30 protein-coding genes are annotated in these 25,626 nt (G+C 52.5%); 13 read left to right on the forward strand and 17 right to left on the reverse strand.

Annotation, left to right across the window (positions count from 1 at the left end; genetic code table 11):
- Positions 1 to 493: 493 nt before the first annotated feature.
- The 5 genes from ACMHXE_RS04070 (at position 494) to ACMHXE_RS04090 (ending at position 2,766) form a co-directional block, all read left to right on the forward strand.
- A complete protein-coding gene (locus ACMHXE_RS04070) occupies positions 494 to 910 on the forward strand; it encodes a GNAT family N-acetyltransferase (RefSeq protein WP_413731459.1) in 417 nt (138 codons plus the stop codon).
- 127 nt (positions 911 to 1,037) lie between these two features.
- The gene (locus ACMHXE_RS04075) at positions 1,038 to 1,706 is read left to right on the forward strand and encodes a hypothetical protein (RefSeq protein WP_052248236.1); all 669 of its coding nucleotides are present in this window, start codon (positions 1,038 to 1,040) and stop codon (positions 1,704 to 1,706) included.
- Positions 1,707 to 1,794: 88 nt separating this feature from the next.
- Positions 1,795 to 2,145, forward strand: a complete 351-nt coding sequence (locus ACMHXE_RS04080; protein ID WP_226565063.1) for a VOC family protein — start codon at positions 1,795 to 1,797, stop codon at positions 2,143 to 2,145.
- Between the two features lie 33 nt (positions 2,146 to 2,178).
- A complete protein-coding gene (locus ACMHXE_RS04085) occupies positions 2,179 to 2,523 on the forward strand; it encodes a 5-carboxymethyl-2-hydroxymuconate Delta-isomerase (RefSeq protein WP_234556981.1) in 345 nt (114 codons plus the stop codon).
- Between the two features lie 9 nt (positions 2,524 to 2,532).
- Entirely contained in the window at positions 2,533 to 2,766 is a 234-nt protein-coding gene (locus ACMHXE_RS04090; protein ID WP_413731462.1) for a DUF1289 domain-containing protein, read from the forward strand.
- Between the two features lie 97 nt (positions 2,767 to 2,863).
- On the opposite strand, the gene asnB is transcribed toward ACMHXE_RS04090, so the two are convergent.
- The 5 genes from asnB to purM all read right to left on the reverse strand — a co-directional run bounded on the left by asnB (position 2,864) and on the right by purM (position 9,272).
- Complete coding sequence (gene asnB / locus ACMHXE_RS04095) at positions 2,864 to 4,528, reverse strand: asparagine synthase B (RefSeq protein WP_413731464.1); 1,665 nt, start codon at positions 4,526 to 4,528, stop codon at positions 2,864 to 2,866.
- Positions 4,529 to 4,848: 320 nt separating this feature from the next.
- Positions 4,849 to 6,495: a M28 family metallopeptidase gene (locus ACMHXE_RS04100; RefSeq protein WP_165565162.1), complete on the reverse strand. Its 1,647-nt coding sequence runs from the start codon at positions 6,493 to 6,495 to the stop codon at positions 4,849 to 4,851.
- A gap of 131 nt (positions 6,496 to 6,626) precedes the next feature.
- Positions 6,627 to 7,373, reverse strand: coding sequence for an HAD-IIA family hydrolase (locus tag ACMHXE_RS04105; protein WP_101054542.1), 747 nt, complete (start codon positions 7,371 to 7,373; stop codon positions 6,627 to 6,629).
- A gap of 217 nt (positions 7,374 to 7,590) precedes the next feature.
- Positions 7,591 to 8,235, reverse strand: a complete 645-nt coding sequence (gene purN, locus ACMHXE_RS04110) for a phosphoribosylglycinamide formyltransferase (RefSeq protein WP_039035483.1) — start codon at positions 8,233 to 8,235, stop codon at positions 7,591 to 7,593.
- Positions 8,235 to 9,272 carry a phosphoribosylformylglycinamidine cyclo-ligase gene (purM, locus tag ACMHXE_RS04115; RefSeq protein ID WP_287591797.1) on the reverse strand — a complete coding sequence of 346 codons (1,038 nt, stop codon included), beginning with the start codon at positions 9,270 to 9,272 and terminating at the stop codon, positions 8,235 to 8,237. The genes purN and purM overlap by 1 nt, the downstream gene beginning before the upstream one ends.
- A gap of 260 nt (positions 9,273 to 9,532) precedes the next feature.
- Between purM and upp the strand changes: the two genes are divergently transcribed.
- Complete coding sequence (gene upp / locus ACMHXE_RS04120; RefSeq protein ID WP_101054539.1) at positions 9,533 to 10,159, forward strand: uracil phosphoribosyltransferase; 627 nt, start codon at positions 9,533 to 9,535, stop codon at positions 10,157 to 10,159.
- A 77-nt stretch (positions 10,160 to 10,236) separates the two neighbouring features.
- Here upp and ACMHXE_RS04125 read toward each other — a convergent pair whose 3' ends face one another.
- The 4 genes from ACMHXE_RS04125 to ACMHXE_RS04140 all read right to left on the reverse strand — a co-directional run bounded on the left by ACMHXE_RS04125 (position 10,237) and on the right by ACMHXE_RS04140 (position 13,760).
- Positions 10,237 to 10,566: an SMR family transporter gene (locus ACMHXE_RS04125; RefSeq protein ID WP_028781645.1), complete on the reverse strand. Its 330-nt coding sequence runs from the start codon at positions 10,564 to 10,566 to the stop codon at positions 10,237 to 10,239.
- Between the two features lie 11 nt (positions 10,567 to 10,577).
- Complete coding sequence (locus ACMHXE_RS04130; RefSeq protein WP_025011949.1) at positions 10,578 to 10,967, reverse strand: SMR family transporter; 390 nt, start codon at positions 10,965 to 10,967, stop codon at positions 10,578 to 10,580.
- 200 nt (positions 10,968 to 11,167) lie between these two features.
- A complete protein-coding gene (locus tag ACMHXE_RS04135) occupies positions 11,168 to 12,097 on the reverse strand; it encodes a LysR family transcriptional regulator (RefSeq protein WP_101054535.1) in 930 nt (309 codons plus the stop codon).
- 313 nt (positions 12,098 to 12,410) lie between these two features.
- On the reverse strand, positions 12,411 to 13,760 hold the full coding sequence (locus ACMHXE_RS04140; RefSeq protein ID WP_413731468.1) for a dihydroorotase: 1,350 nt from the start codon (positions 13,758 to 13,760) through the stop codon (positions 12,411 to 12,413).
- A gap of 212 nt (positions 13,761 to 13,972) precedes the next feature.
- On the opposite strand from ACMHXE_RS04140, the gene ACMHXE_RS04145 reads away from it, so the two are divergent.
- The 3 genes from ACMHXE_RS04145 (at position 13,973) to ACMHXE_RS04155 (ending at position 17,455) form a co-directional block, all read left to right on the forward strand.
- Positions 13,973 to 14,857: a 6-carboxytetrahydropterin synthase gene (locus ACMHXE_RS04145; RefSeq protein ID WP_093982754.1), complete on the forward strand. Its 885-nt coding sequence runs from the start codon at positions 13,973 to 13,975 to the stop codon at positions 14,855 to 14,857.
- Between the two features lie 202 nt (positions 14,858 to 15,059).
- Entirely contained in the window at positions 15,060 to 15,902 is an 843-nt protein-coding gene (locus ACMHXE_RS04150; protein WP_413731484.1) for a M23 family metallopeptidase, read from the forward strand.
- Positions 15,903 to 16,054: 152 nt separating this feature from the next.
- Entirely contained in the window at positions 16,055 to 17,455 is a 1,401-nt protein-coding gene (locus ACMHXE_RS04155; protein WP_165565159.1) for a sensor domain-containing diguanylate cyclase, read from the forward strand.
- 17 nt (positions 17,456 to 17,472) lie between these two features.
- Here the strand turns inward: ACMHXE_RS04155 and ACMHXE_RS04160 are convergent, their stop codons facing one another.
- The gene (locus ACMHXE_RS04160) at positions 17,473 to 18,039 is read right to left on the reverse strand and encodes a VOC family protein (protein ID WP_052248229.1); all 567 of its coding nucleotides are present in this window, start codon (positions 18,037 to 18,039) and stop codon (positions 17,473 to 17,475) included.
- A 14-nt stretch (positions 18,040 to 18,053) separates the two neighbouring features.
- Complete coding sequence (locus tag ACMHXE_RS04165) at positions 18,054 to 18,557, reverse strand: L,D-transpeptidase family protein (protein ID WP_039035474.1); 504 nt, start codon at positions 18,555 to 18,557, stop codon at positions 18,054 to 18,056.
- A 252-nt stretch (positions 18,558 to 18,809) separates the two neighbouring features.
- On the opposite strand from ACMHXE_RS04165, the gene ACMHXE_RS04170 reads away from it, so the two are divergent.
- The 3 genes from ACMHXE_RS04170 to ACMHXE_RS04180 all read left to right on the forward strand — a co-directional run bounded on the left by ACMHXE_RS04170 (position 18,810) and on the right by ACMHXE_RS04180 (position 21,332).
- Positions 18,810 to 19,670, forward strand: coding sequence for an ion transporter (locus ACMHXE_RS04170; protein WP_101054519.1), 861 nt, complete (start codon positions 18,810 to 18,812; stop codon positions 19,668 to 19,670).
- 94 nt (positions 19,671 to 19,764) lie between these two features.
- The gene (locus ACMHXE_RS04175) at positions 19,765 to 21,201 is read left to right on the forward strand and encodes an MATE family efflux transporter (RefSeq protein ID WP_226565088.1); all 1,437 of its coding nucleotides are present in this window, start codon (positions 19,765 to 19,767) and stop codon (positions 21,199 to 21,201) included.
- Positions 21,201 to 21,332, forward strand: coding sequence for a hypothetical protein (locus tag ACMHXE_RS04180; protein WP_268249211.1), 132 nt, complete (start codon positions 21,201 to 21,203; stop codon positions 21,330 to 21,332). The genes ACMHXE_RS04175 and ACMHXE_RS04180 overlap by 1 nt, the downstream gene beginning before the upstream one ends.
- A gap of 19 nt (positions 21,333 to 21,351) precedes the next feature.
- On the opposite strand, the gene ACMHXE_RS04185 is transcribed toward ACMHXE_RS04180, so the two are convergent.
- The 3 genes from ACMHXE_RS04185 to ACMHXE_RS04195 all read right to left on the reverse strand — a co-directional run bounded on the left by ACMHXE_RS04185 (position 21,352) and on the right by ACMHXE_RS04195 (position 22,562).
- On the reverse strand, positions 21,352 to 21,579 hold the full coding sequence (locus ACMHXE_RS04185) for a DUF2986 domain-containing protein (protein WP_101054512.1): 228 nt from the start codon (positions 21,577 to 21,579) through the stop codon (positions 21,352 to 21,354).
- Between the two features lie 125 nt (positions 21,580 to 21,704).
- Complete coding sequence (locus ACMHXE_RS04190) at positions 21,705 to 22,061, reverse strand: hypothetical protein (protein WP_413731472.1); 357 nt, start codon at positions 22,059 to 22,061, stop codon at positions 21,705 to 21,707.
- A gap of 66 nt (positions 22,062 to 22,127) precedes the next feature.
- Entirely contained in the window at positions 22,128 to 22,562 is a 435-nt protein-coding gene (locus ACMHXE_RS04195; protein ID WP_224866334.1) for a hypothetical protein, read from the reverse strand.
- Positions 22,563 to 22,707: 145 nt separating this feature from the next.
- Here ACMHXE_RS04195 and ACMHXE_RS04200 point away from each other — a divergent pair, with 145 nt between their 5' ends.
- A complete protein-coding gene (locus ACMHXE_RS04200; RefSeq protein WP_101054503.1) occupies positions 22,708 to 23,400 on the forward strand; it encodes an energy-coupling factor ABC transporter permease in 693 nt (230 codons plus the stop codon).
- 27 nt (positions 23,401 to 23,427) lie between these two features.
- Here ACMHXE_RS04200 and ACMHXE_RS04205 read toward each other — a convergent pair whose 3' ends face one another.
- From ACMHXE_RS04205 to cdd, 3 genes are all read right to left on the reverse strand, one after another.
- On the reverse strand, positions 23,428 to 23,958 hold the full coding sequence (locus tag ACMHXE_RS04205) for an RDD family protein (protein WP_101054499.1): 531 nt from the start codon (positions 23,956 to 23,958) through the stop codon (positions 23,428 to 23,430).
- Between the two features lie 102 nt (positions 23,959 to 24,060).
- On the reverse strand, positions 24,061 to 24,417 hold the full coding sequence (locus ACMHXE_RS04210) for a glutaredoxin family protein (RefSeq protein WP_101054496.1): 357 nt from the start codon (positions 24,415 to 24,417) through the stop codon (positions 24,061 to 24,063).
- 255 nt (positions 24,418 to 24,672) lie between these two features.
- Positions 24,673 to 25,569 carry a cytidine deaminase gene (gene cdd, locus ACMHXE_RS04215; protein WP_045283753.1) on the reverse strand — a complete coding sequence of 299 codons (897 nt, stop codon included), beginning with the start codon at positions 25,567 to 25,569 and terminating at the stop codon, positions 24,673 to 24,675.
- Positions 25,570 to 25,626 lie beyond the last annotated feature (57 nt).

Here is a 25,626-nt window from a genome sequence, read left to right on the forward strand (position 1 = left end):
GGCGAGGGCGCGGCATAATAACCTCCTTGTTAAATGCTTAAACAAAGGATAGTCGGAGGCTAACTACCGCGCTATTAACGTTGGGTGTCCATATTTTTACAGTAAAACAATTAGCTTAAGGTCAAGTTTTTTAACAAAGGCAATAAAACCCTGATTTTGTGGGGGGGTGGCAACATAATTAGCTATTAAAACAACTTTGCCCGGCAAATCATATGAGCAATATTCCAATTGTTAAATTGCCTGTTTCAGTGCTTGATGGCTGGGGGCTATTTCAGTTGTTATCGCCGACCAATACCGCTAAGTCTACTTGGGTTTGTGTGCTCGTTGAAAACGGCTGCCAGGATGGGCATGAACGGGAACTGGCTTGGGGGAGGGCAGCTTAAAGCTGCTGCCAGAGAAGCTTTTCTATGTTAGCCTTGCCTTGTTTAAGAAGTTTATTGTCGTTTTGCCTTTGGCAAATAGTAAGATTTCAACTTGTATTCAGGGATGAAAAATGCAAATACGTTTGGCTACTGAAATGGATTTGGAACAACTGATCCTGCTGTTTGACGAGTATCGGCAGGAGATGGGGCAAGAGTCGGATCTCGTTTGCTGCCGTGAATTTTTACGGGCCCGCTTGCAGGAAAATGATTCGATGATCTTTATCGCCACCGAAGGCGATTTCCCATTGGCCTTCGCTCAGCTTTTTCCTTCGTTCTCTTCTTTATTACTCCAACCCTTGTGGTATCTCGATGATCTCTTTGTATTGCTCGATTACCGAGGTCAGGGAATTGCCAAAGAACTCACTCATAGAGCCCGCACTCTGGCTCAGGATGCCGAGGTGCTGGTGGTGAAACGCCAATTTGGTGAGCCCTCCATGCCGGCAACCGGGGATGACACAGAGCAAGGTCTGTATCACGCACTACTTTAATCTGCTGCCCCCTGTTTGCTACCATTAGCGGGTTTTAATTTCAGGGGATTTTAGATTGAAAACAGCAGTACAACAGACACCCGTGCTCGACAAGAGCGCCGTTACCAACCTATTGGCGCTGGCCATTATGCTTACCGGCTATGGCATGCACTCAGATGTGTTATTCAACATAGGCCTATTCGCCGTATCCGGCGCCATTACCAATTGGTTGGCGGTGCATATGTTGTTTGAAAAAGTACCGGGTCTCTATGGCTCAGGGGTGATCCCGGCTCGTTTCGAGCAGTTCAAGCAAGCGATCAGCGAGTTGATGATGGAGCAGTTTTTCTCCGAAGCGAATATCGACCGTTTTCTGTCGACTCGCTCGGACAAGCAGAGCCTGGATCTCTCCGGTGTTATCACCAAGGTAGACTTGGCTCCGGCCTTTGATGCTCTGGTGGCCACTGTGGCCCAGTCATCATTGGGGGGCATGTTATCTATGTTTGGCGGCGAGGAAGCTCTCACGCCGCTCAAGCAACCTTTTATTGAAAAGATGCAGCAGTCGCTGGCAGATATTGCCAAGAGTGATGATTTTTACGAGCTGCTCAAGGGTGAGCTGGAGCAGCCAGGAGTGATGGCCGATATGCGCAGCCAAATTCAGGATATCGTCGAGCAGCGGTTGGCCGAGTTAACGCCGCAGTTGGTCAAAGAGATGGTGCAGCAGATGATTAAAACTCACCTGGGCTGGCTGGTTGTCTGGGGCGGTGTCTTTGGCGGTTTGATAGGGCTGGTCAGCGTATACCTGCAGCGCTTGCTATAACTATAGATAGGTGAATTGTGGGCTGAACCTAACCTGCAGCTCAGCTAAATAATTGCTATTAAGTCGCCCAAGCGGCGGGAGGAAAGCCATGGCGTTACATCATACGATTAACTATCTTGAACTTCCCGCCCGGGAGCTGGAAGCCACCAAGGCGTTTTTTCAGGCGGTGTTTGGTTGGGGCTTTGTTGACTATGGCCCGGACTACAGCTGTTTTACCCAGGCCGGGATTGATGGCGGTTTTTTCCGTTCATCGGTGAACTTCGATACCCTCAATGGTTGCCCGCTGTTGGTGCTCTACTCAAACGATTTGAATGCCAGCCTGGAGGCCGTCAAGACCCATGGCGGTGAGATTAGTAAAGATATTTTCAGTTTTCCCGGTGGTCGGCGCTTTCATTTCCGCTGCCCGAGCCAAAACGAGTATGCCGTCTGGTCTGAATAAACCCGGACGTTTCTCCCTTTACAAGGAAGGATTATGCCTCACTGTATTATTGAGTATTCGGCGCCCCTGGCGCAGCAGTTGCCGGTTGCCAAACTGGTTCAGGCGGTGCACCAAGGTGCCATAGACTCAGGCTTGTTCACACCATCTGCCATCAAGAGTAGGGCACATGCCTGTGAGCATTTCCTGGTTGGGGAGGACAGCGCGCAAAGCTTTATCCATGTGCGTTTGGCCATTATGCCGGGACGCACCGATGAGCAAAAGCAAGCCCTGACCCAAAGCGTGTTTGCCGCACTGGAGCCGATTGCGGCCAAAGCCGACAGTGTATCGCTGGAGGTTACTGAGCTACATCAACCAAGCTACCTTAAGCGCGGTAGCTAAGAAGCTAATATGTCAGGGCAGCCAAAGCGCAGTAACAGGGTGGACTCTCCCTGTATTCGCCACTGCTGCCTGGACTTGCAGGATGTTTGCCTGGGGTGCTTCAGGACGCTGGAAGAAATTCTGGCCTGGCATCAGGCAACGGACAGCGAGCGGCAGGCTATTCTCGAGCGCTGCCGGCAGCGACAAGTTGATCGCCACCAAGCCGCTGCCGGGTTTAGAGTGATGAGAACAAGGCGCAAGTGAACAAGCTCAAAGCAAATAAAGCGGCACAGAAGCGAAGCTCCTATTTCCGCTAATGAATAAAGGCGCCATTTGGCGCCTTTATGGTTTTTACTTAAGCTCAATAAGATGCGGTATGCACAGAGCGCACCGCTCGGCCGGAAGGATCTATGATGCCTGACAGGCTCTCATCCCAGGCCAGCGCTTCCGGGGTAGAGCAGGCAACCGATTTACCCCCCGGTACAGTCAGTGCTGCCGACTCCAGCGGGAAGTGTTCTTCAAAGAAACAGCGATAGAAGTAGGCCTCCTTGGTTTCCGGCGTGTTGTGCGGGAAGCGGAAACGGGCGTTGGCCAGCTCTTTATCCTCCACCTGGGCGGCGGCATGTTCTTTCAGGCCATCAATCCAGGAGTAACCCACACCGTCACTGAACTGCTCTTTCTGGCGCCAGGCGACTTCGGCCGGGAGCTTATGCTCGAAGGCTTCACGCAGAATATGCTTTTCAATCCGGCCATCGCGCGACATCTTGGCTTCTGGGTTCAGGCGCATTGCCACGTCCATAAACTCCTTGTCGAGGAAAGGTACCCGGGCTTCCAGGCCCCAGGCTGCCATGGCCTTGTTGGCCCGTAGGCAGTCGTACAGGTGCAGCTTGTCGAGTTTACGCACCAGTTCCTCGTGGAAGGCGCGGGCGTTTGGTGCCTTGTGGAAATAGAGGTAACCGCCGAACAGTTCATCGGCTCCTTCGCCTGAGAGCACCATCTTGATCCCCATAGCCTTGATCTTGCGCGCCATCAAATACATGGGGGTTGCAGCGCGAATGGTGGTGACATCATAGGTTTCCAGGTGATAAATCACCTCCTTGATGGCATCGAGGCCTTCCTGGAAGGTGAAGTGCAGCTCATGGTGTATGGTGCCTATGGCATCGGCGACCTTTTGCGCCGCTGCCAGATCCGGCGCCCCTTTCAGGCCCACGGCAAAGGAGTGCAGCTGTGGCCACCAGGCATCGGAGGCATCGTTGTCTTCAATACGGCGCTTGGCAAAGGTTTGGGTAATGGCGGAAATCACCGAGGAATCCAGCCCGCCAGATAGCAAAACGCCATAGGGCACATCTGACATCAACTGGCGTTTTACCGCGGCTTCCAACGCTTCGCGCAGCTCTTCGCTGGAGGCGCTGTTTTGGGCTACCGCTTCATAGGCGCGCCAGTCACGCTGATAGTATTGCACCGGCGCGTCATCTTCACTGTATAGGTAATGCCCGGGGCTGAATACTTCCACAGTTTTACATACGGGGACCAGCGCCTTCATCTCGGAGGCGACATAGAAGTTGCCACTGGTATCGCGGCCGGTGTAAAGCGGGATGATCCCCATGTGATCCCGGCCTATGAGGTAGCAGTCCTTGGCCTTGTCATAGAGTACGAAGGCAAAAATACCGTTGAGCTTATCGAGAAAGTCGCTGCCATATTCCTGATACAGCGCCAGGATCACTTCGCAATCCGAGTTGGTCTGGTAGCTGTACTTGTTGCCGAGCTCGGCCTTGAGTTCTTTGTGGTTGTAGATTTCACCGTTGACTGCCAATACCAACTGGCCATCTTCAGATAACAGCGGCTGGGCGCCGTGTTCGATATCGACAATGGCCAGCCGCTCATGGGCGAGAATCGCTCTTGGAGTGGTATGAATACCCGACCAGTCCGGGCCGCGGTGACGCATCAGTTTGGACATCTCCAGCGCCGTGCTTCTCAGAGCGGCGGCATCAGACTGGATATCGAGAATGGCAAAAATTGAACACATGGTAAGACTCCAAACTTGGTGTTTCTTCAGCAATGGCTCCACTTTGCCTGTAGAATTCTCAAAAGCCAAGCTTTATTTTTGAATATAAATCATGAAATGGCTAAATTTGTAAATTATAATGTGTTTTTCGACCTATTTTTTTAAGGGTTAAACAATTTAATCGCTTAATTGGTGAAAGATCTGCATTTTAGCTCGCTGTAACAGCGTGCAAATTGGCACTTTCCTAAAGCCGCTGCTTTTATCGGCGATTGATTTATCTGCCCGGAAAACAACGCAAAAAGGCGCCGGAGGCGCCTTGGGGGATGGGGAAATGTGTCTGGTTAAATCGCCGGAGCAACGCCGGTTTCCGGCCGCAGGTTATAAAACTCTGTGCCCTTGAAATAACCCGGGCGGTCGGCAGAATCCGCCAAGCCTTTGGCGGCCTTGTAGTACACGGCCAGATCTTCCAGCGCGCCGGAGAGATCCCAGTTGGCATGATACTCATCGCAGAGGTTGTGATAGCAGCCTTTCATCTGCTGCTTCATCGCCGCTTTGTAGTCAGCGGTGGCCTGATCCACAGGTTCGCTGCCGCCACCGGCAAATACCGCAGGTACGCCATACTGGGCAAAACTGAAGTGATCCGAGCGGAAGAAACCGCCGGACTCGGGGTGTTTCTCTGCTGTGGCATAGCGGCCCTGGGTCTTGAGCGCGGCTTCCAGATAACGCTCCAGCTCAGACTTGCCTTTGCCCACTATGGTGAAGTCTTTGGTGCGGCCATAGATATTGGTGCTGTCGAGATTAATCACCCCTATGGTGTTTTCCAACGGGTAGGCCGGTTGAGCGGCATAGAAACGTGATCCCAGCAGACCTTGCTCTTCGCCTGTGGTGGCGATAAAAGTCAGCGAGCGCTTGAGGCGCTTGCCAGCCTTGGCGTCGGCGGCAAACTCACGGGCGATGGCCAGCATGCCGGCGATGCCGGAGGCGTTGTCCATGGCGCCATTGAACACCTTGTCGCCTTCGGCCGAACTGCTCATGCCCAGATGATCCCAGTGGCCGGTAAACAGAATATGCTCATTGGCGCGGCTGCTGCCCGGCAGAGTGGCAACCACATTGTAGCTGTCGCCATACTCGGCCTTGTTATCGAAAGCTATGCTGGCGGTTTGCCCCAGCGTCAGTTGCAGTGGACCGTGGGCAGCGCGGCTGATGGCGCTGTCCAGTTCAAGCCCGGCCTTGGAAAACACCTTTTTGGCGGCATCCAGGGTTATCCAGCCTTCCACTGCCACTCGCTCGTTGCCGGAATCCGAGGCCAGATCCTGCTGTGGGCCGGTCCAGCTGTTTTCCACTACAGACCAGGGATAAGCGGCAGGAGCCGTGTCGTGAATGATAATGGCGCCCAATGCGCCCTGACGGCTGGCTTCTTCATACTTGTAGGTCCAGCGGCCGTAGTAGGTCATCGCCTTGCCGTTGAATTTACCGAGATCCGGGCGGGCAAAGCCGGGGTCATTCACCAGAATAAGGGCGATTTTGCCCTTCATGTCCAGGCCCTGGTAGTCGTTCCAGTCGTACTCGGGGGCGTTGATACCGTAACCGACAAACACCAGTGGCGCGTTGGTGATATCGACGCGTTCGACATCATGGCGACTGCCGAGCACCAGATCTTGGGGATATTGAAAATCGATACCGGCTAACTGTATTTCCTGGGTTTCACTGGCGGTATAGCTCACCATGGGCACTTTTTGCAAAAAGCTGCCGCTGGCGCCGGGCTCAAGCCCCATAGCGGCAAAGGCCTTGCTGAGATAGTCCAGGGTCAGCTGCTCGCCGCGGGTAGTCGGCGCCCGGCCTTCAAATTCATCCGAGGCCAAGGTTTGGATGTCCTGGCGAAACTCATGTTCATTGAAGCTGACAACGCGGATGGGGTCGTCGACAGTATTATTTTGGCTGCAGGCACTCAAGAGTGCCAGGGTACACAGGGGGATCATCAAGCGCATAAGGGATCCTGTTGTTGCTTTTATTGTCAGGTATGAAGTGGCAACGGCTTTGCCCTTGCCTGTGCGCTATCATGGACGAAAAAACGCCCCCGGCACAAGCGGAGGCGGTAAAAGGAATGTTACCAATGGTTTCAGATCACGTCGATGTCGGCGGCGCAGGCAAACACATGGTTGGGACGGAAGGGCTCTTTCTCTATATCCTCCAGCTTGCTGACCCCACTGGTGACCAATATGGTTTCCAGCCCAGCCTGAAAACCGGCCAGAATATCGGTACGCATGTTATCGCCGATAATCACGGTATTTTCGGAATGACTATCTATATGGTTCAGCGCCGAGCGGATGATCCAACTGCTGGGTTTACCCACGTAGAAGGGTCTGCGACCGCTTATTCTCTCTATAGGCGCGCAGAGAGCGCCACAGGCGGGGCTATAAGCCGGGCCATGGGTATCCGGGTTGGTGGCAATAAAACGGGCGCCATCGGCAACAAAGCGGGCGGCCTTATGGATCATGTCCCAGTTGTAGGAGCGAGTTTCGCCGACGATAACAAAGTCGGGGTTGATATCGGTAATGGTAAAGCCGGCCTTGTAAAGTTCGTGGGTGAGGGCACCTTCACCTATGACAAACGCCTTGCTGCCTTCCTGGTGCCTGAGAAAGTCGGCGGTCGCCATGGCCGAGGTATAGAAGCACTCTTCGGGAATATGCAGCCCGGCGGCGCCGAGGCGGTTTTGCAGATCTTTGCCCGTCTGTACCGGATAGTTGGTCAAGATAACCAAGGGGTTTCCCTGTTCCAGCACCCGGGCGATAAACTTGTCACTGCCGGGGATTAATTTGTTGTCGTGCATCAGCACGCCGTCTATGTCGCAGATAATACTCTTCATGCGCGTCTCGTTCTGTCCTGAAAACTGCCTCTATCTAACGCCATTGGTCATAAAATTACAATTGGCCGCTGAAAAAAGCCGGTAACGGAGCGTCATATTCGGGTAAATTAAGCGGATAGGTAAGCTTGCGCCACGGACGTAATAGCCATTGTTGTAATAAAAAAGGAGCCGCACGGCTCCTTTTTGATGAATTAATCAACCTAAGTTTACTCAGAGATCAGTCCGGGGCGTAGCCGTTGGGGCCGATGGCTTCATCGTCGAGCCAGGCCTTACCGTCAACCATCTTCAGTCGGCCCTGGCAGAACCAACGCACCACTATCGGGTAGATGGCGTGTTCCTGCTCGTGCACCCTGGCCGCCAGAGTTGCCACTGTGTCATCGGCAAACACGGGGACTTTAGCCTGCAAAATCACCGGGCCACTGTCCAGTGCCGGGATAACAAAATGGACGCTGGCGCCATGTTCGCTGTCACCGGCTTCGATGGCGCGCTTGTGGGTATCCAATCCAGGATACTTGGGCAGCAGTGACGGGTGGATATTGAGCATCTTGCCCTGGTAACGGCTGACCAGCTCATCACTGAGAATACGCATAAAGCCAGCCAATACGATGAGGTCGGGCTGATATCTGTCGATAGCCGCCTGCAGTCTGGCATCATATTGGGCGCGGGACTCCTCTTTGCGGGCGATGACGCAACTGGTGTCTATTTCGGCATGATGGGCCCGGATCAGACCATAGGCATCGGCCTTGTTGCTGATCACTCCGACCACGCGCCCTGGCATCTTGCTATCACAGCTGTCGATAACAGCCTGCAAATTACTGCCATTGCCCGAAATCATTACCAATATGCGACAACTCTCCTGCATTAAAGGATCTCCACTTGCTCTTCTTGTTGATTACGATTGGCGATAGTGCCTATCTGCCAGGCGTTTTCACCTTTGGCCTTGAGTAGCTCAATGGCGGCTTCGGCTTCGGCCTGAGGCAGGGCAACTATCATACCGACACCACAGTTAAAGGTGCGGTACATTTCATGTTCTGTGATATTACCGGCTTGCTTGAGCCAGTTGAATACGCTGGGCCACTGCCAGGACTCGCCTTGGATAACGGCCTTGGCACCTTCTGGCAGTACCCTTGGAATGTTTTCCCAGAAACCGCCGCCTGTGATGTGTACCATGGCGTGAACCGGGTGTTTGTCCAGCAGTTCCAGCAAAGGTTTGACATAGATGCGGGTTGGTTCCAGCAGGTGATCGATAAGCGGCTTGCCGTCCAGATCTTGCTGTGGGTCAGCCTGGCTGACTTCCAGGACTTTACGGATCAGTGAGTAACCGTTGGAATGAGGACCACTGGAGCCCAGGGCTATCAGTGCATCACCGGCCTGTACCTTGCTGCCGTCGATGATGGCTTCTTTCTCCACCACTCCGACACAAAAACCGGCCAGATCATAGTCAGCGCCTTCGTACATGCCGGGCATTTCGGCAGTTTCACCACCGATCAGGGCACAACCGGATTGGAAGCAGCCTTCGCCGATACCTGTAACCACGTCGGTCGCCACATTGACGTCCAGCTTGCCGGTAGCATAGTAGTCGAGGAAAAACAGCGGCTCGGCGCCTTGAACCAGCAGGTCGTTGACACACATGGCCACCAGGTCGATACCGACAGTGTCATGCTTTTTGAAGTCAATGGCCAGGCGCAGCTTGGTGCCCACACCATCGGTACCGGAAACCAGCACAGGGTGCTTGTATTTGGTTGGCAGTTCACACAGGGCGCCAAAACCACCCAGGTTGCCCATGACTTCAGGACGGTGAGTGCGTTTGACTACGGACTTGATGTTATTGACGAGTGCGTTGCCTGCATCGATATCGACACCGGCGTCTTTATAGCTCAGTGGGGTAGGGGTACTCACTTGATCCTCTCGGGTACATCGTTATGGATTTTATGCGGCGATATTCTAGCAGTTTGCCGGGGGGCTCGAAAGCCAAGATTGCACTTTATTCATAGGGATATAAGTCACGATTTACCAGATTTATAAAACTTTCTGTTTTACCGCTGGAACAAATCAACTAAAATCTCACAAATTTGCCCAAATCCGGCTGGTTTGTGCTCTGCACGCCGGGAGCTGCCAGTCTGATTGCTCGTCCCGCCCGCAAGATCAGGAGAAAAAGAATGAAAGTTGTCGAGGTTAAACACCCGCTGGTACGCCACAAAATTGGTTTGATGCGTGAAGCTGAGATCAGCACCAAACGTTTTCGTGAGCTCGCCGCCGAGGTTGGCAGCCTGTTAACCTACGAGGCAACCGCAGGTTTGGAAACCGAAACTGTGACCATTGAGGGCTGGAATGGTCCGGTTGAAGTGGAACAGATCAAAGGCAAGAAAGTAACAGTAGTGCCTATCCTGCGTGCCGGTCTTGGTATGATGGACGGCGTACTGGAGAACATTCCCAGTGCCCGTATCTCTGTTGTCGGTGTTTACCGTGACGAAGAAACTCTGGAGCCAGTGCCTTACTTCGAGAAGCTCGCCAGCGATATGGAAGAGCGTTTGGCACTGGTTGTTGACCCCATGCTGGCTACTGGCGGCTCCATGATTTGCACCATAGACTTGCTGAAAAAGCGTGGCTGTAAGCATATCAAGGCGTTGGTGTTGGTTGCGGCGCCTGAAGGCGTTAAGGCACTGGAAGAGGCGCATCCCGATATCGAACTCTACACGGCTTCCGTCGATCAGTGCCTGAACGACAAGGGCTATATACTGCCTGGTCTGGGTGATGCCGGTGACAAGATCTTCGGTACTAAATAAGTCTCTTTAGTGAACATAAGAAAAGGCGCCTTCGGGCGCCTTTTTGCTTATTTCGACCTTACTTATTCCTTCTGTTCTTAGGCGGTTTTCATGGTGATAACCGCGGCGATAACCACGGCTATGCCGACCCAGCCTATGGGCTTGAGTCTTTGTTTGAACAGCAAGGCGCCGCCGATAGCCGTTCCCAAAATACCTATGGCGCCCCAGGAGGCGTAGGCGATGGCCAAGTCTATCTCTTTCACTGCCTGTGCCAGCAGAGTAAAAGCGCTCAGCACCAGCAGGATTGCCAGCGCGCCCCACAATTTACGCTTGAACCCATTGGAGCGGGTGAGCGCCATATTGGCGGCAATATCAATCAAAGCGGCCAGCACCACATAGCCAAAGGAGAGCGTCAGAAACTGGTTCATGTTCGCCTCCGTTACAGGTTACCGGCGGTGCTGTTTGCTCCCAAGCCGGTATCCTGAACTTTGGTTTTATCACCTTCATGACTCTCGCCCAGAGTCACCAACACTATACCCAGGATGGCCAAGGCCAGTCCGGCAAGCTCCTGCGGGTTGAGCCTGGAATCAAACAGCAGCATGGATACCAGGGTGATCAGGGCTATGCCTAAACCTTCCCAAACCGCATAAGCAACACCTATGGCAATCTTCTTCGCCGCCAGTGATAAAAAGAAGTATGACACACCAATCAAGAGGTACATCAACAGGTAGCCCCAGATAGAACCCTCAGGTCCCAGTAGGTTCATGGTACTGGTACCCGCCACTTCGGCGGAAATTGCAAACAATAGAAACACCCGTGCAAGGATCATAATTCACCTTCTACATGAAATGAAAAATATGCATAACGGAGAATCGCACATTACACCTGAATCTATCTGGCCAGATAAGTCATAAAAAACGGAGTAACAACAAATTAAGCGGCAATTCCAAACTTACACTGCTAGGTTAACTGTTCGGGTTTTAACTTGATAGGTAATTGAGATATTCAAATATGAATATCTATGACGTTCTAAACAGATATTGGTGTTGGTTGAAATGTGTTTTGTATAACTCTGTGCAAGTGTTGATGTAACGGATGATTACGGTAGGTCTGCAAAAAGCCGCCGGACACCACGAAGTGGCTGAACTCCCGATTGACCTGGGGCATGGGGAAGGAGGCCAGTTCCGGCATCAACCTGGCAGTACCTTGACTGGCGTACATGATGGCGTCGGTTTCCAGCAACATCTGGCAGGCGACCCTAAGATTGTAGGACTTGAGTAATACATGAGGCTGATAACCCATACGCTGATACTCAGATTCCACAGTACACTGAGGATTGTAGGAGGCCGGTGCAGGCAGGGAAACTATCGGCAGCGTGGACACTGTCTGCCAATCATTTTCATCGCCGAGCAGCGGATGATTTTTGCGTGCCAGGATTACCCGTTTTTCGGTGAACAGCGGCCGCATATAGATATCCTTGGACAGCTCGGTTTCCTGATCCAAAATGCAATAGTCATGTATGCCTTCGAGCATCTCATCATGGCTGTAACCATTCCAGCTGGAAAAGGTGAAGCTGGCTTTGGGAAAGGCCTGGTGACAGCTTTGCAGCAATCTTTGTCCCTGTTCATCCATCAAGTAGGGATCTGTCACTATGGCTATTTGACCTGTGTAGCTGTCGGCGCTGAAGTCTTCGAATTCCAGCAGCACTTTTTCGATAGGGGCCAGAATATTGTCAAACTCTTCTGCCAGGCGCAGCGCCATGGGTGAGGGTTCTACACCATGGGGTTTACGAACAAACAGGGGATCCTGGAAGGTTTGCTTAAGGCGCATTACACCGCGGCTGGCACTGGGCTGAGAGATCCCAAGTTGCATGGCGGCCAGCTTGATACTGCGATTGTCGACAACCGCCTTAAGCAGCCGCATCAGATTGAGATCCAGGGTGTCCAGTTCGTGAGCCATTTATCTATTAACCATAGTGTTATCAGGTGCCGCCTTGATTTGAGCGAACGGCAGAAGATAAAACATCCAAACCTGCAGTGGCAATGACGACAGAGAGCTTCAGAATAACACAACCCGTTTTAAAAGCGTGAAGCCAGGATGGTTTCATGCCGGACTTCACATCTATCACTAAGGAAGGTGATGACACAGTTGGCATGGGATTCAAATGGCTCCAGAGGCGTCGCTTAATCTTGATTGTTTTTGTAAAGGGAAAGGGGACATTCCCATAATAAGTTTAAGGGCTCCTTTCGCGGAGCCCTTGGTTTATCAGCGATTAAGTGCGATTAAATGTGAGGCGTTGGCCCAGGGTATTGTCGATAAAGCGACTGCCGTCAAACAGTTGTTTACCATTGACCCAGGTACCACTGATAGAGGCGGCAAACTTGTGGCCGGTGAAGGGTGACCATCCGCAGTGATAACGGGTGTTTTCCAGCGTGGCCTCGAAGGGCTTGTTGAGATCCACCAGTACCAGATCCGCCAGATAACCTTCGCGCAGATAGCCCCTGTCTTTGAGTTCAAAGCGCTCGGCCACCGCATGGCTGGTCTTTTGGACAATTTTTTCCAAACTGAAGTGCCCCTTGGCATGCAGATCCAGCAGGCCGAGCAGTGCATGTTGCACCAGCGGCAAACCGGACGGCGCCTTGAAGTAGCTGTTGGCTTGCTTTTCTTCCCAGGTGTGCGGCGCGTGATCTGTGGCGATAATGTCAATGATGTCGCGATTGACGGCATCTATCAGTGCCTGTTGATCGGCAAGGGTCTTGATGGCCGGGTTACACTTTATCTGGCTGCCGAGGCGGGCGTAGTCACTGTCGTTGAACGAAAGATGGTGTACACAGACTTCGGCGGTAATGTTGGCACCCTTGAGTTGTGCCAGTTGCTTGGCCGGCTCAAACAGATAGAGCTCGTCGGCGGTGGTTAAATGCAGTACATGCAGGCGCGCCTTGTGACGAATGGCCAGTTCGGTTGCCAGTTGAGATGACTTGAGGCAGGCTTCACGGGAGCGGATTTCGCCGTGCAGCTCCATAGGTATGGCATCACCGTATTTTTCACGCATGGCGGCTTCATTGGCGGCTATGGTGGGGCTGTCTTCACAGTGAGTGGCAATGACCACAGGAGAGTTGGCGAAGATGCCGTCCAGAGTGGCACTGTTATCCACCAACATATTGCCGGTAGAGGCGCCCATAAAGATTTTTACACCACAGGCCTGGTTGGGATCGAGACGTTTAATCTCTTCCAGGTTATCGTTGGTGGCGCCGAGATAGAAAGCAAAGTTGGCCAATGAACTTTGAGACGCGCGGGTATACTTGTCTTCCAGCGCCTGCAGATTGGTGGTTTGCGGGTTAACATTGGGCATTTCCATAAAGCTTGTGATACCCCCGGCCACGGCGGCGCGGGATTCACTGGCGATGGTGCCCTTATTGGGGAAACCCGGCTCGCGGAAATGCACCTGATCGTCGATCATCCCCGGCAGCAGGTGTTTACCCTGAGCATCTATGACCTGAGCCCCTGCCGGAGCCGTGATCTGGGAGGCAATCTGGCTGATGCGGCCGTTGTCGATCAGCAGATCCTGAGTACGGATTGTTCCTTCATTAACCAATTGGGCGTTGCAGATGAGGGTTTTCATAGGATACCTGATTAGCGTTATTAATATTGGCAGTGACTTGCGTATAATACCGGAAACTCAAGCAAAAAGCTGTGGAGCTTTTGGACAAGATCACAGACTTTTTGCGAAAGATACGTCAAGTGCCGATACCCTGGCCGGTATCGGTTCAATCGGTGCCAATATCGGCCGGCCGATAACACATGGGTGGACTGTTTATCTGCCTGGGAGCGAGAATGCAATTATTTGTCAAAGATTTAACTGTGGTTGATTTTTCTTACCTGTGCCCGTTTCGCGGCATGGTAGGCGAAAGTTGGATAGTCGATGTGCTGCTCGACGGTGGCCTGGATGAGCAAAACATGTTGCTCGACTTTTCCAAGGTCAAGCGCACTATAAAGCAAACCATAGATGAGGTGGCCGATCACCGTTTATTGGTGCCCACCGCCTGTAGCCAGGTACGCTGGCAACAGCAGGGCGACAAGGTGTGGATGGACTTCCATAGTCTGCGCGGCAGCATTCACCTGGCTTGCCCGGCGCAGGCTTTCGCCCTTATCCCCAGCGAGATTATCGACTTTGACAGCGTGAACCAGTTTTTGCACAAGGCGCTGACAGATGCCTTGCCGGACAATGTTCAGGGTATCAGCCTGACACTTCGCAACGAGGTGCTGGAAACGCCCTATTATCATTACAGTCACGGCTTGCGTAAGCACGACGGTAACTGCCAGCGTATCGCTCACGGCCACCGCAGTCCTGTCAATGTGTTTGCCGATGGTATCGCCGCGCCCAAATGGGATGAATACTGGGCCAAACGTTGGAAAGATATCTACCTTGGCAGTGAAGAAGATGTGGTTGGTGTCAGCGAGCTTGAGCTGTCACCCCAAACCAAGATAGATGACCAGAGCCATATAGGCTTCAGATACCAGGCGCCGCAGGGTGATTTCCAGTTGGCGATGCCAAGAGACTGCTGTGATTTGATCCCCCACGACACCACGGTCGAACTGCTGGCTCATTTTATGGCCGACAGCATGGCGGGCTTTGAGCCGGGCAAACATTTTAAAGTGGTCGCCTTCGAGGGCATAGGCAAGGGCGCCATCGCATCGGCGCAGCATCAGGGTGACTGATAGATACTGCCTGGCCTGAGAAGGGCCAAGAATAAAGCTAACCTAAAGGTATCTAAAGGCATCCGCAAATAGGCCGCACCTTGGGGTCTATGGGGCGTAAAGATAAAGAGGAGCAAGAGTGAAGTTCAATAACAGCAAGATGCCAATCCCATCTTTTAAGGCGCTGCCGCTGATGCTGCTGGGCACTTTGGTTGTGAGTCCTATGCTGCAGGCCGAATCCAAGTCTGAGCCTCAGCCCAACATGAAACCCGAGTCATCACGGGTGCAGTTTCAGGGCAAGTTTGAGCAGGGGGCTCTGATCAGAGCAAGAACAGAGCCGGGTACTGAGGTACAGCTCAATGGCAAGAGTATCACCCTGACGCCGGATGGCCGGTTTGCCTTTGGTTTTGAGCGTGAGGCCGCGCTCGAGCAAACGCTGACACTCAGTTACCCGGATGGCAGCAGTGAGAGCCGTAACCTCAAACTCGACAAGCGGGATTATCGCATTCAGTATGTTGAAGGGATCAGCAAGAAAATCATGAAGCCGGACCCCAAGGCCCAGGAGCGCGCCGCCAAAGACAGCGCCCAGGTCAAGGCGGCCCGCAGCCATTTCAGTACCCAGCAGGCGTTTGCCGACGACTTTATTTGGCCGCTGACCGGGCGAATTTCAGGGGTTTATGGCAGCCAAAGGGTATACAACGGCAAGCCAGGCACACCACACTATGGTGTGGACGTGGCTGCGAAAACCGGTACTGTGGTGGTTGCGCCGGCCGATGGCGTTATCAGCCTGTCGGTACCGGATATGTTCTATTCCGGCGGCACCATGATTATCGATCACGGCTATGGCGTCAGTTCCAGTTTTTTGCACTTAAGCAAGCTCTATGTCAAAGAGGGCGATAAGGTGAAACAGGGCCAGGCGGTGGCCGAAGTGGGGGCGACCGGACGAGCCACAGGGCCACATCTGGATTGGCGGGTCAATTGGTATCAGATGCGTCTGGATCCAACCACTTTAGTGCCTCCAATGAGTCAGGTATTGCAGCAAGCCAAGAGTGACGCGAAAAAGTAGCGCTTTACTTTGACTGACTCATTGGACTGACTCACCCTCGATGTCATACGCCGCCGGACTTAACCTCTGGCGGCGTTGTTTTTTTCTTTGGCTGCTACAGGGGTAGAACGGCTTGGCTATACTCATTTTTATGAATATTGCCGGAAGAATAAGTGACTGATTTGAAACGTTGGGGGCGAGCCGATTGGCTACTGCTTTTGCTTGGAGGGCTGCTCTGCTATCTCAGCGGCCGACTGGGCATGGCCACTCTGGTATTGCAGCCGAGCAATATTACCCTTCTATGGTTGCCTTCGGGGATAGGGCTTATTCTGTGCTTGCGTTTTGGGGCCGTGGCTATTATCCCTTTGGTTATCGCCTCCTTCCTGGCCAATTTCCCCGGACTCAATAACAGCAATCTGCAGCAGGCACAGTTACACACCTGGATATCCGCTGCAATTGATGCCCTGATGCCGCTATTGGCCGCCCGAATGTTACGCTGGACCCTGCCCATGGGGCTGCAAAGAGCCAGGGAGTTATTGCTCTTTGGTTTCTATGTTTGTGTTATCCCTGTGGCGCTGTCCAGTATTTTGCTGGCACTAAATCTTGTTTGGGGCGGTTATATCGACCAGAGTTACTGGCCAACGATGGCTGTGATGCTATTTTTGGCCGATTCTCTGGGGATTGTCTTGGTTTATCAGGTGTATCTGGGCTGGTCGGAGCGGTTTTTTATCAATCAACGGCAGATCCGGGCATCTCTTCTGTCAATTCTGGCTTTAGTCGTTATTTTTACTTTGGCATTTGGCAATCAACCCTGGGTCTTGTATTTACTGCTGCCTGTGTTGGTGATGCAGGCATTTGAGGGCAGTTTCCTGCTCACCTGCAGTCTCAGCAGTGGGAGCTTTGCTGTGGTTATTTATGTAAGTGCCAAGGGGCTGGGGCCTTTCGATGCCGGATTGTATTCGGCAGAAACGGCGGAGCTGGCTGCGTTTTGTTTTGCCAATGCTTTGGTTTTACTGGGGATTGCCCTGCAAAACCGCCAGTTGCGCCTATCTGAGCAGCACAGGGATGCCTGGCAGCAGGTAGCCTTTCGCGATCCGCTGACAGGGTTACTCAATCGCCGTGGATTCGAGCCGCAATTGGAGCTGGTGGATAAGCAGGCCAGGCTCAATCGTGAAGACTACAGCCTGGCGCTTTTGGACCTGGATCATTTCAAGTTAATCAACGACAGCTTTGGTCATGCCACCGGCGACAAAGTATTGAAGCAACTGGCCGGTTTGATGCAGGCTCAGTGTCGCCAGTCGGATGCCATTGCGCGAATTGGTGGTGAGGAGTTTGCTATCTTGCTGCCAAATTGCGCGCCGGCTCAGGCTGTTAATCTGATGGATCGGCTGCGGGCCAGAGTGGCCGATGAAGATTTCCATGATGACAGCGGCCAACCTATCCGCCTCAGTATCAGCGTCGGCCTGGTGTCCGGTCCTGCAGGTTGCCGCTCGGGTAAAGATCTGCAGGATAAAGCCGATCATTTTCTTTATGTTGCCAAGGCAGAAGGGCGCAACCGGGTCGTTCAAGGGTAAAGCGGCATCAGAGCCGCTTACTGCTCGCTGGCGATGATGGCCTGAATGCTGTGAGGGTGCACCTTGACGCAGACACCGCCAGCCTTGAACGCCAACGTCGGGTTGGCCAAGCGTTCGGCTTCGCCTTTGGGGCTGCTGGCCTTGAGTTTAATATCCGTGTCGCCATCGAGTGTGGCTTGGGTCCGGGGGCAGAGAGTACGCAGTTGCTCAGCCAGTTCATCACAGCTTTGGGCGCCACGGGGCAAAACCAGCTCCAGATGTTCCCATCCCTCTTCGGGATAGTGTTTATCGCCGGGGAATGGCAGCTCGACACAGGGAATTTGCCATTGACCCAATAGCAGAGGCTGCTGCAATCGTATGATCAGGATAGGGCGGCCGTTGATGATATTTTCTGAGATAATTTCACCACATTGAGCAAACTCGGCCTTGAGCTTTTCTGCCGCGGCGACAGAGTTGACCCTAAGCGCGGCGTGATCGCACTCGCCTAAACGCTCGAGTCCGAGACGCTTAATCAGGGGCATGATTTTGTCGGCAAAGGCTTGCCAGTCTGCCAACAACTGCGACAGAGATTGAAGGTTTTGCATATTTGATTCCTGTTTCAGGGCCAAATTTCTATTGGCGTGCCCGGCTCAATCAATTGCCAGAGTTCATCCATCTCTTTATTGGTGAGGGCAATACAGCCGTTGGTCCAGTTAAACTGCTGCGCCTCTTCCGGAGTTAATCCAGAGCGGGGATTTTGGCCGTGGATCATGATTTGGCCGCCAGGGCTAACCCCAAGCGCCTTGGCCCTGAGTCTGTCCTCGTCATTGGGGTAGGAGATGTGAATTGAGCGGTAAAAGGCGCTGTCGGCTTTTTTGTAGTCCAGCAGATAGCGCCCCTCGGGAGTGCGTTGATCGCCTTCCTGATATTTGTGGCCCTTGGGCATATCCCCCAAGGCGATGCGATATTCCTTGATGACTTTACCGGCCTTAATCAGGCTCAGACGTGAATCTGACTTGTTGACCAGCACCAAATCCACCTGTGCCGAGGCAAAGGGGCTGTACAACTGGGCAAACGCCAGCAGAAATATTGCATAAACTATATGACGAAACGATGGGCCCATGACCACTTGGCTCTGATTATGGTTATTTTGACGGGATAATAACTGATAAAGGGGGCGCTCTTGAAGCCCTTGAACAAGATTGTTGCCGAGAGTCGCAGAGCGTCAGCCAGAGAATATTTGGCACACTCGCCAATGCGTGGCAGACTTACGCCCCTGCCTTTGGGGCGCGGCGTCAAGAGACTCGAATGCATAATACCCGAAAGGGTAAAGATTGAGGTGCCGTTTGGTTGGAAAGTAAGGGAAGCTTAGCGCATGAATCAACATAAGGTGACAGATACGCCGCCGGAGCCGGAGCTCAAGCGTAAGCTCAGGATCATCATCTTTGGTACAGAAACACCCGCCGGCCGCTGGTTTGATATCGGCTTGATCATCTGCATTATTCTCAGTGTTGCTTTGGTTTTTCTCGATACAGTGGCCGATATCCATGCCCGTTTCGGACATATCATCCTGGCACTGGAATGGACCTTTACCTTGGTATTCACTTTGGAATATCTGCTGCGGCTCTATTGTTCCAGCAATCGTTTGAGTTATGCCCGCAGTTTTTACGGTGTAGTGGATCTGCTCAGTATCCTGCCCAGTTATCTGGCGCTGTTCTTCCCCGGGGCCAATTTTACCCTGGTGATCCGTATTCTGCGGTTGTTCAGAGTTTTTCGGGTACTCAAGTTGCTCAGATACTTGAGTGAGGGGAATCTGCTGCTCAAGGCGATGCTGCAGTCGAGTCGCAAGGTGTTCATCTTCTTTTTCTCTGTGAGTCTTATCATTATGGTGCTCAGCGCCATCATGTATGTGGTCGAAGGCCCGGACAACGGCTTCAGCTCGATCCCCAAGTCTGTCTATTGGACCATAGTGACCATTACCACAGTAGGGTACGGTGATATCACTCCCAAGACAGAACTCGGCCAGGCGATAGCGGCGTTTACCATGCTCTTGGGTTACTCGATAATCGCCATCCCCACAGGGATCCTCACCGCCGAAATCTCCCAGGAGATGGGCCGTAACCGCGATCTGCGCCGCTGCGCCAACTGCTTGAAAACCGGGCATGATCACCATGCTCTCTACTGTAACCGTTGTGGCAGTGAACTGGAGCCACCTCCGGAAGAAAACAAGGACTAGGGTGTCAAACAACCAATCATCTGCTAAGGCAGCCACTCAAGCCGTCACTCAGGCTAAGTTTGTTGAAGGCAATATACTGCGCCACATTTTGGTGATGAGCTCTACTGCGGCCGTTGGGATCTCGGCACTGTTTGTGGTGGATCTGCTGGATATTTTCTTCCTCAGCATGCTGGGAGAGCTGGAATTGGCGGCGGCCGTGGGCTATGCCGGTACTATCTCTTTCTTTACCACTTCCATAGGTATCGGCCTGTCGATTGCGCTGGGGGCACTGGTGTCCCGCGCCGTAGGTGCCAGAGACACAGAAGGGGCCAAGCGCTTGCTGCTGAATGCCGCCATGGTAACTCTGCTGGTATCCAGTCTGATGGCGATAGTGGTGACGGCTCTGATCCCTGAACTGCTGGCGCTGGTGGGCGCCAGGGGACATACCGCCGAGCTGGCCGCCGATTATCTGTATATTCTGGTGCCTTCGCTGCCGGTCATCTGTTTGGCGATGGCACTTGGCAGTGCCCTGCGCGCCGTGGGTGATGCCAGGCTCTCCATGCTATCGACCCTGGCAGGCGGCGCGGTCAATGCCGTATTTGACCCCATTTTTATTTTCTTGTTTGCCATGGGCATAGAAGGCGCGGCTACCGCCTCGGTATTGGCGCGCCTCAGTGTGCTGCTGATCGCGGCAAGAGGGGTGTTTATCAAACACGGCCTTTGGAGCCGTTTCGAACTTGCGAGCTTTCGCGGCGATCTACGCGCCATTTTTGCCATCGCCGGGCCGGCCATGCTGACCAATGTGGCCACCCCTATAGGCAATGCGGTAGTGACCCGGGCGATTGCCGACTTTGGTGACAGCTTTGTGGCAGGTTGGGCCGTCGTTGGGCGTTTGACCCCTGTGGCCTTTGGAATGATCTTTGCGCTTTCCGGCGCCATAGGGCCCATCATAGGGCAGAATTATGGCGCCAGGGCCTATGACAGGCTCAGCGAATGCCTGACAAGGGCGCTGCAATTCTGTATCGCCTATGTGCTTGGGATGTCATTGTTGCTGTGGCTGCTGCGCGAACCTTTGGTATTGGCATTCGACATGCGCGGGGATTCTGCCGAGCTGGTACGTTTCTTCTGCCAGTATATGGCGCTGTTTTTCCTGTTCAACGGCGCGCTGTTTGTAGCCAACGCCTCATTCAACAATCTGGGTAAAGCCAAGTATTCAACCGCCTTCAATGTGGGCAAGGCCACTATCGGGACGCTGCCATTTGTTTATCTGGGAGCCGAGCTAGGTGGGGTATATGGGGTCTTGATTGGTCAGGCACTGGGTTCAGTGCTCTTTGGTGTACTGGCGGTGATCACCGCCTATCGCTTGGTAGCCAGAGTGGCCGCCAATGGCCGCCAGCAAGGTCTTGAGGCCGACAGGCTTGATGAGGAGGAACTCTCCATGGCCTCCAGCAGTCCATTGTCGTCTTCCTGTACCCAGATGGGGCAGATGACTGAAGAACTGGAGCCGATAGCCAGTGCCCAGGCTACCTCGCCCCAGCGGGAGAGGCCTTAATGGCGGGAACTGCTCAGGTACTACTAAGGGGCGAACAAGTCTTATCTGTGGTCGGCGTCGACTTACAGGCCTGGGTGCAAGGTGTGGTTCGTAGTGATTGGCCCAAGCCCTTTGCAAGAAGTATTTCCTGAGGAGGGACTTGGCTACGCTTTATTGGGCGTCAGATTGGCAAGTCGCGGCAGTAGCGTTTTCAGCTGCGCCGTTACCTGGCTGCTCAACTGTATTGTTTTCTGCCTGCTCGGCGGCAGCGATTTTGGCGCGCTCAGCCTTGGATATGTAACCCTGTTTGGCGGGACCTGAATTGGGGATCTCTTTCTTGTTTTCCCGGGCTTTGGCACGCTTGGCCAGTTTTTTGGTCAGTTTTTGTCGCTTATTCATGCAAAATTTCCTGGTACTTCCCACTTGGGATAGGCAAAGGGCTGGCATTTTAGCCTGCCCGCGGCCGGGCAACAAGCTCAACCTGCTTCGTAGCAGGTTTTGATACTGTGGCGAAAGGGATTTTCTTAGAGGAACAGGGTCATAAAGACACCGATATAGCTCATGGAAACCGCGACTCCTATACTGAGTAGCGCCATATCCAACATCAGTGGCCTATCCGGCGTTTTGGCGGCCTTGATAAGCTCTATCACACTAGTGGGGATTACTATTAACCCCGAGACTATCAATAATAAAAAACCAGGGCGAAACAGACTGAGTTGCAGTGCACTTTGATCCTGCCAAAGGTGAGCATATTGATTGCCAAACAGCAATAACGCCATAGCAACCAGTGCCGATAGGCTGGTGGCCAACAACAACTGACGATTTACCCTGCTGCGGCTAATCGGCTCTTCTATCTCCTGAATAATTCCTGTGGGTTCCATCTCAAATACACCTAAAGCAGTAAACTGCGGCAAAACTAGCAAATTTGAAGCTCATATTCAAAAAAATTACTTGTTGTTGAAGCGGATCCTGTCCATTTCACTGGCGCCATCGTGGCATTCACCGCGGATTTCTCCCCAACTGGAATGAAGCACGCGGCTGAGTTCGTAGAAGCCCTCTTGGCAGTACTGATTCATCTTGAGGGTATTGTTGAGTCCAAGAACCAGCTGTTGTTCAAAGACGGCAAGCCGGGCTTCTCTGATAGCCAGTTGTTGGCGCATCTCCTTTGCCGTACGGGGAGCGGGGACACCGTCCTTGTCATTGCGGTCTATTCCTGGCGCAACCAAGCGCGCCTTATAGGTGAAGAGTTTCAAGCCATCAGTTTTGATATCTGTCTGGAAACTGTCTTTGATGGCACCGGCAAAATCGGCCGGATCTATGTTGGGTTTTGAGCTGCAGCTACAAAGCAGTAGGGGCAGTAATGACAGAAAAAGCGTGCGCATAAGCAGGGGCAGTTATCCTTATTATTTTTTGAGATACAAACTACCGTTAACTTACTGCAGAATAAGCATAATTGCATTAACTGCGTGATAAGTTAGCATAACGTCGTCGTTTACCGCCTTTAGTTTGATAACTGGATGGTCAATTATGTTCGAGTATCTTCAACCTCTTTGGGATCAAATCCAGTGGCAGCCGGATCTGGCTGATATCTTCTATTTGCTTGTGCTCATAGGTTGGTTTGCCTGGATTTGGCCTCAATGGGACTGGCAGCAACTGCTGGCTGACAAGAGCTTGCAATGGCGAGCGTTGTTTTGCACCTTGGCTGTTAATGGCCTTTGGCTGCTCAATGCCAGTGTAACCGAAGGTATTTATGTACATTTTCTGGCCTTAGTGACCCTGATGCTGATATTTGGCTGGCGTTTGGCGTCCGTATTGATGCTGCTGCCGGTGAGTTTCTTTTGCCTGTTTGTCTGTCACCAGCCTTGGATGTTGGGGCCCATGATGTTGTTTGGTGTTTGTCTGCCACTACTGTTGGCATTGACAGTACACAGTTTGAGCTATCATAAATTACCCAAGCATTTATTCGTTTTTATTTTCGTAGCAGGTTTTTTTAATGCAGGTCTTTCTGTGGTGAGTCATATCCTGGCATGGGCCGTTTATCTATGGTTTGATATGGATTACGGCGCAGCTTATCTGGTGGATAATTATCTGCTGCTTATTCCGCTGCTGGGGTTCCCTGAAGCCTTGCTTAACGGCATGGCAGTGACGCTGTTGGTGGTTTATCGGCCCGAGTGGCTCTACGATTACTCGGACCGGGTCTATCTCTGGCGCCAAAGATAGCCTGCATTCTTCCCTTATTGAGCGTTTCTAATCCTTGGGGGCGCGGATCACTAGGGTACCCGCCAGTTTGTCATGCCAGCTTTGTTTACGGGGATCGAAGGCCACCCAGATATAACCCAGGCCAAATAGCAGAGTTGAGGGAATATAACCCAGGTAACGTATTATCAGGCTGGCGCTTGATGGTTTTTGTAAAGTGTCGGCATCGACTATGATGGCTCTTAAGGCCATTTTCCCCGGAGTCGCCGACTTATAACGCCAAAATAAGATGACCAGAACTACAGGCAATAGGTAATTGATCAGCAGATCAAGTGGTCCTTTAATCAAGGTATTGCCCGTCATGATAGGGTCGATACCATAGACATATAGGGTCAGTGGCACTGTGATGCACATCAGCATGAGAGAGTCCAGCAGGGTTGCTGCAAGCCGCTCCCAAAACCCGACGTAAATGGGATAGCTGGATTCTGGAATTGATGTCTGTGCCGGCGCTTTGGCGTCAGGGGATTGTTCGTGATGAGCCAAATCTGGCTCGATACTCCGTGGGGTGGGTTCAGCTGTCATTCTCTCAGTCCCTGATTAGCAGTTATCTACTTGAGGACAATACACAGGAATAACAGCTGCAACAAGCATGACCTACCTTTGGTACCGGTAGGTCGAGGTTTGTTAACCGAAACGCTGATTAAGATAAGCTATGATGTCGTTGGACTCATACATCCATGTGACTTCGCCGGCTTGCTCAATTTTCAAACAAGGAACTTTCATGGTACCGCCTCGGTTTTGCAGTTCACTTCTGTGTGGCTCTTGTTTGGCATCCAGAGTCGTAATATTCAAGCCGTGTCGCTTCATGGCGCGCCTTACCTTGACACAAAAAGGGCAGGCCGGATATTGATACAGGCTTAGGGTACGACATTGTTCATCGATATCCGCCTGCTGTTCGGGTTGACGTTTAATACTCTTGGGGGAGAAAACAAAATTGAGCAGCAAAATGATCCGTCCCAGGATCCAACGAATAACAAACATAAGTATCCTCTATATAAGCTTGAAACGGCAGGCAGTTTAACTCAGTGGCAGCGAAACTCAAGCTCGGACTCAGCATGTCGGGATGATGAGGATTTAAAGCTTATCTTGGGGGAAGATAAAAACTGAGATCATAAGGCGTAGCGATAAAAATAGTTATCAGTTCCTTGATTCAGTGCCTGTTGAATCTCGGTTTCTTTTTCAGCCCCGCCAAAAGAACAGTCAACACTGCTCTTTTGGGGGATTGTGAGCCAAGTATCAGTTGGGCTCGGGGCTAACCACTATATGTTCCAACTCTACAGGCGCCACTGCGTGCAGGGCGTCCATGCTGGCTCCCACCAGTGAGATTTTGCCATCGGCCGATTCCAGCAGCAATGCCCGTTTTATTTCGCTGAAGCTGCGGTTATGGCGCAGCAGAGTCGACAGTGCCATCTGCATCGGCATCATAGAGGGGTTAAAGGCAGCGTTTTCGGCGTAACGGCCACAGAAGGTGGCGCCATCAGCCGTTTCCAGTACTACCGCACAATGACTCTTGCTGTACGGGGCATAGCTGAGGCTGGCGTGATCCAGCGCCTCAATCACCATAGGATCGGAGCTCTCAAGCGCCAGGTTTACCTGTTGTTTACTTAGCAAAGGCGTAGTGACATTGAGATCTTTGGGGCCAAAGGCGTAGGGCAGGTAATGACTCAAAGGCGCTGTAGGCTGTTTGGGCAGGTGAATACGGATCTCTTGCCCGGCCACTAACTCATTCATAAACTGACGGCAGTGGCCGCAGGGACTCTCGTTGACTATGATATCGACTACCTGGCTTTCACCGCTCAGCCAGGCATGACTGATGGCGCTTTGCTCGGCGTGAACCGAGTGGCACAAGGCTTCACCCGGCAGTTCGATATTGGCACCCATATAGATATCACCGCTCTTGCCTTTGGCGATGGCGCCGACATAGAACTCACTGATTGGCGGATTGGCCAGTGCCGCAGCAATAGGCAAGAGCGCCAGCAGTAACTCATCATCACCAAGGCCGCTGGCCTTGGCCAACTCACTCAGCTGCTGTGCATCCAGATGACCGGCGAACTCATCGTTGAGCAGTGGCACCAATTGCTCGGCAAGTGCTTTGGGCAACTGGTTCAGGCTGTTTACAAATCTGTCTTGCATTGGCCATTCCTTGTTAAATGTTAAGCTAATGGTTATCCAGTTTAGTCAGGAAGTTAC

The organism is Shewanella sp. BJSY2023SW007 (genome assembly GCF_047314525.1).
GTDB lineage: Bacteria > Pseudomonadota > Gammaproteobacteria > Enterobacterales > Shewanellaceae > Shewanella > Shewanella chilikensis.

What these genes read in the sequence shown, in the direction of transcription:
- ACMHXE_RS04145 (WP_093982754.1), top strand. Translation starts at nt 13,973, where the DNA reads ATGCAATTATTTGTCAAAGATTTAACTGTGGTTGATTTTTCTTACCTG.
- ACMHXE_RS04135 (WP_101054535.1), bottom strand. Translation starts at nt 12,097, where the DNA reads ATGGCTCACGAACTGGACACCCTGGATCTCAATCTGATGCGGCTGCTT.
- ACMHXE_RS04170 (WP_101054519.1), top strand. Translation starts at nt 18,810, where the DNA reads ATGAATCAACATAAGGTGACAGATACGCCGCCGGAGCCGGAGCTCAAG.
- ACMHXE_RS04200 (WP_101054503.1), top strand. Translation starts at nt 22,708, where the DNA reads ATGTTCGAGTATCTTCAACCTCTTTGGGATCAAATCCAGTGGCAGCCG.
- ACMHXE_RS04210 (WP_101054496.1), bottom strand. Translation starts at nt 24,417, where the DNA reads ATGTTTGTTATTCGTTGGATCCTGGGACGGATCATTTTGCTGCTCAAT.
- ACMHXE_RS04100 (WP_165565162.1), bottom strand. Translation starts at nt 6,495, where the DNA reads ATGCGCTTGATGATCCCCCTGTGTACCCTGGCACTCTTGAGTGCCTGC.
- ACMHXE_RS04080 (WP_226565063.1), top strand. Translation starts at nt 1,795, where the DNA reads ATGGCGTTACATCATACGATTAACTATCTTGAACTTCCCGCCCGGGAG.
- ACMHXE_RS04105 (WP_101054542.1), bottom strand. Translation starts at nt 7,373, where the DNA reads ATGAAGAGTATTATCTGCGACATAGACGGCGTGCTGATGCACGACAAC.
- ACMHXE_RS04070 (WP_413731459.1), top strand. Translation starts at nt 494, where the DNA reads ATGCAAATACGTTTGGCTACTGAAATGGATTTGGAACAACTGATCCTG.
- purN (WP_039035483.1), bottom strand. Translation starts at nt 8,235, where the DNA reads ATGCAGGAGAGTTGTCGCATATTGGTAATGATTTCGGGCAATGGCAGT.
- cdd (WP_045283753.1), bottom strand. Translation starts at nt 25,569, where the DNA reads ATGCAAGACAGATTTGTAAACAGCCTGAACCAGTTGCCCAAAGCACTT.
- upp (WP_101054539.1), top strand. Translation starts at nt 9,533, where the DNA reads ATGAAAGTTGTCGAGGTTAAACACCCGCTGGTACGCCACAAAATTGGT.
- ACMHXE_RS04150 (WP_413731484.1), top strand. Translation starts at nt 15,060, where the DNA reads ATGCTGCAGGCCGAATCCAAGTCTGAGCCTCAGCCCAACATGAAACCC.
- ACMHXE_RS04185 (WP_101054512.1), bottom strand. Translation starts at nt 21,579, where the DNA reads ATGAATAAGCGACAAAAACTGACCAAAAAACTGGCCAAGCGTGCCAAA.
- ACMHXE_RS04140 (WP_413731468.1), bottom strand. Translation starts at nt 13,760, where the DNA reads ATGAAAACCCTCATCTGCAACGCCCAATTGGTTAATGAAGGAACAATC.
- ACMHXE_RS04190 (WP_413731472.1), bottom strand. Translation starts at nt 22,061, where the DNA reads ATGGAACCCACAGGAATTATTCAGGAGATAGAAGAGCCGATTAGCCGC.
- ACMHXE_RS04165 (WP_039035474.1), bottom strand. Translation starts at nt 18,557, where the DNA reads ATGGGCCCATCGTTTCGTCATATAGTTTATGCAATATTTCTGCTGGCG.
- ACMHXE_RS04180 (WP_268249211.1), top strand. Translation starts at nt 21,201, where the DNA reads ATGGCGGGAACTGCTCAGGTACTACTAAGGGGCGAACAAGTCTTATCT.
- ACMHXE_RS04175 (WP_226565088.1), top strand. Translation starts at nt 19,765, where the DNA reads ATGAGCTCTACTGCGGCCGTTGGGATCTCGGCACTGTTTGTGGTGGAT.
- ACMHXE_RS04195 (WP_224866334.1), bottom strand. Translation starts at nt 22,562, where the DNA reads ATGCGCACGCTTTTTCTGTCATTACTGCCCCTACTGCTTTGTAGCTGC.
- ACMHXE_RS04090 (WP_413731462.1), top strand. Translation starts at nt 2,533, where the DNA reads ATGTCAGGGCAGCCAAAGCGCAGTAACAGGGTGGACTCTCCCTGTATT.
- asnB (WP_413731464.1), bottom strand. Translation starts at nt 4,528, where the DNA reads ATGTGTTCAATTTTTGCCATTCTCGATATCCAGTCTGATGCCGCCGCT.
- ACMHXE_RS04125 (WP_028781645.1), bottom strand. Translation starts at nt 10,566, where the DNA reads ATGAACCAGTTTCTGACGCTCTCCTTTGGCTATGTGGTGCTGGCCGCT.
- ACMHXE_RS04160 (WP_052248229.1), bottom strand. Translation starts at nt 18,039, where the DNA reads ATGCAAAACCTTCAATCTCTGTCGCAGTTGTTGGCAGACTGGCAAGCC.
- ACMHXE_RS04130 (WP_025011949.1), bottom strand. Translation starts at nt 10,967, where the DNA reads ATGATCCTTGCACGGGTGTTTCTATTGTTTGCAATTTCCGCCGAAGTG.
- ACMHXE_RS04075 (WP_052248236.1), top strand. Translation starts at nt 1,038, where the DNA reads ATGCTTACCGGCTATGGCATGCACTCAGATGTGTTATTCAACATAGGC.
- ACMHXE_RS04085 (WP_234556981.1), top strand. Translation starts at nt 2,179, where the DNA reads ATGCCTCACTGTATTATTGAGTATTCGGCGCCCCTGGCGCAGCAGTTG.
- ACMHXE_RS04205 (WP_101054499.1), bottom strand. Translation starts at nt 23,958, where the DNA reads ATGACAGCTGAACCCACCCCACGGAGTATCGAGCCAGATTTGGCTCAT.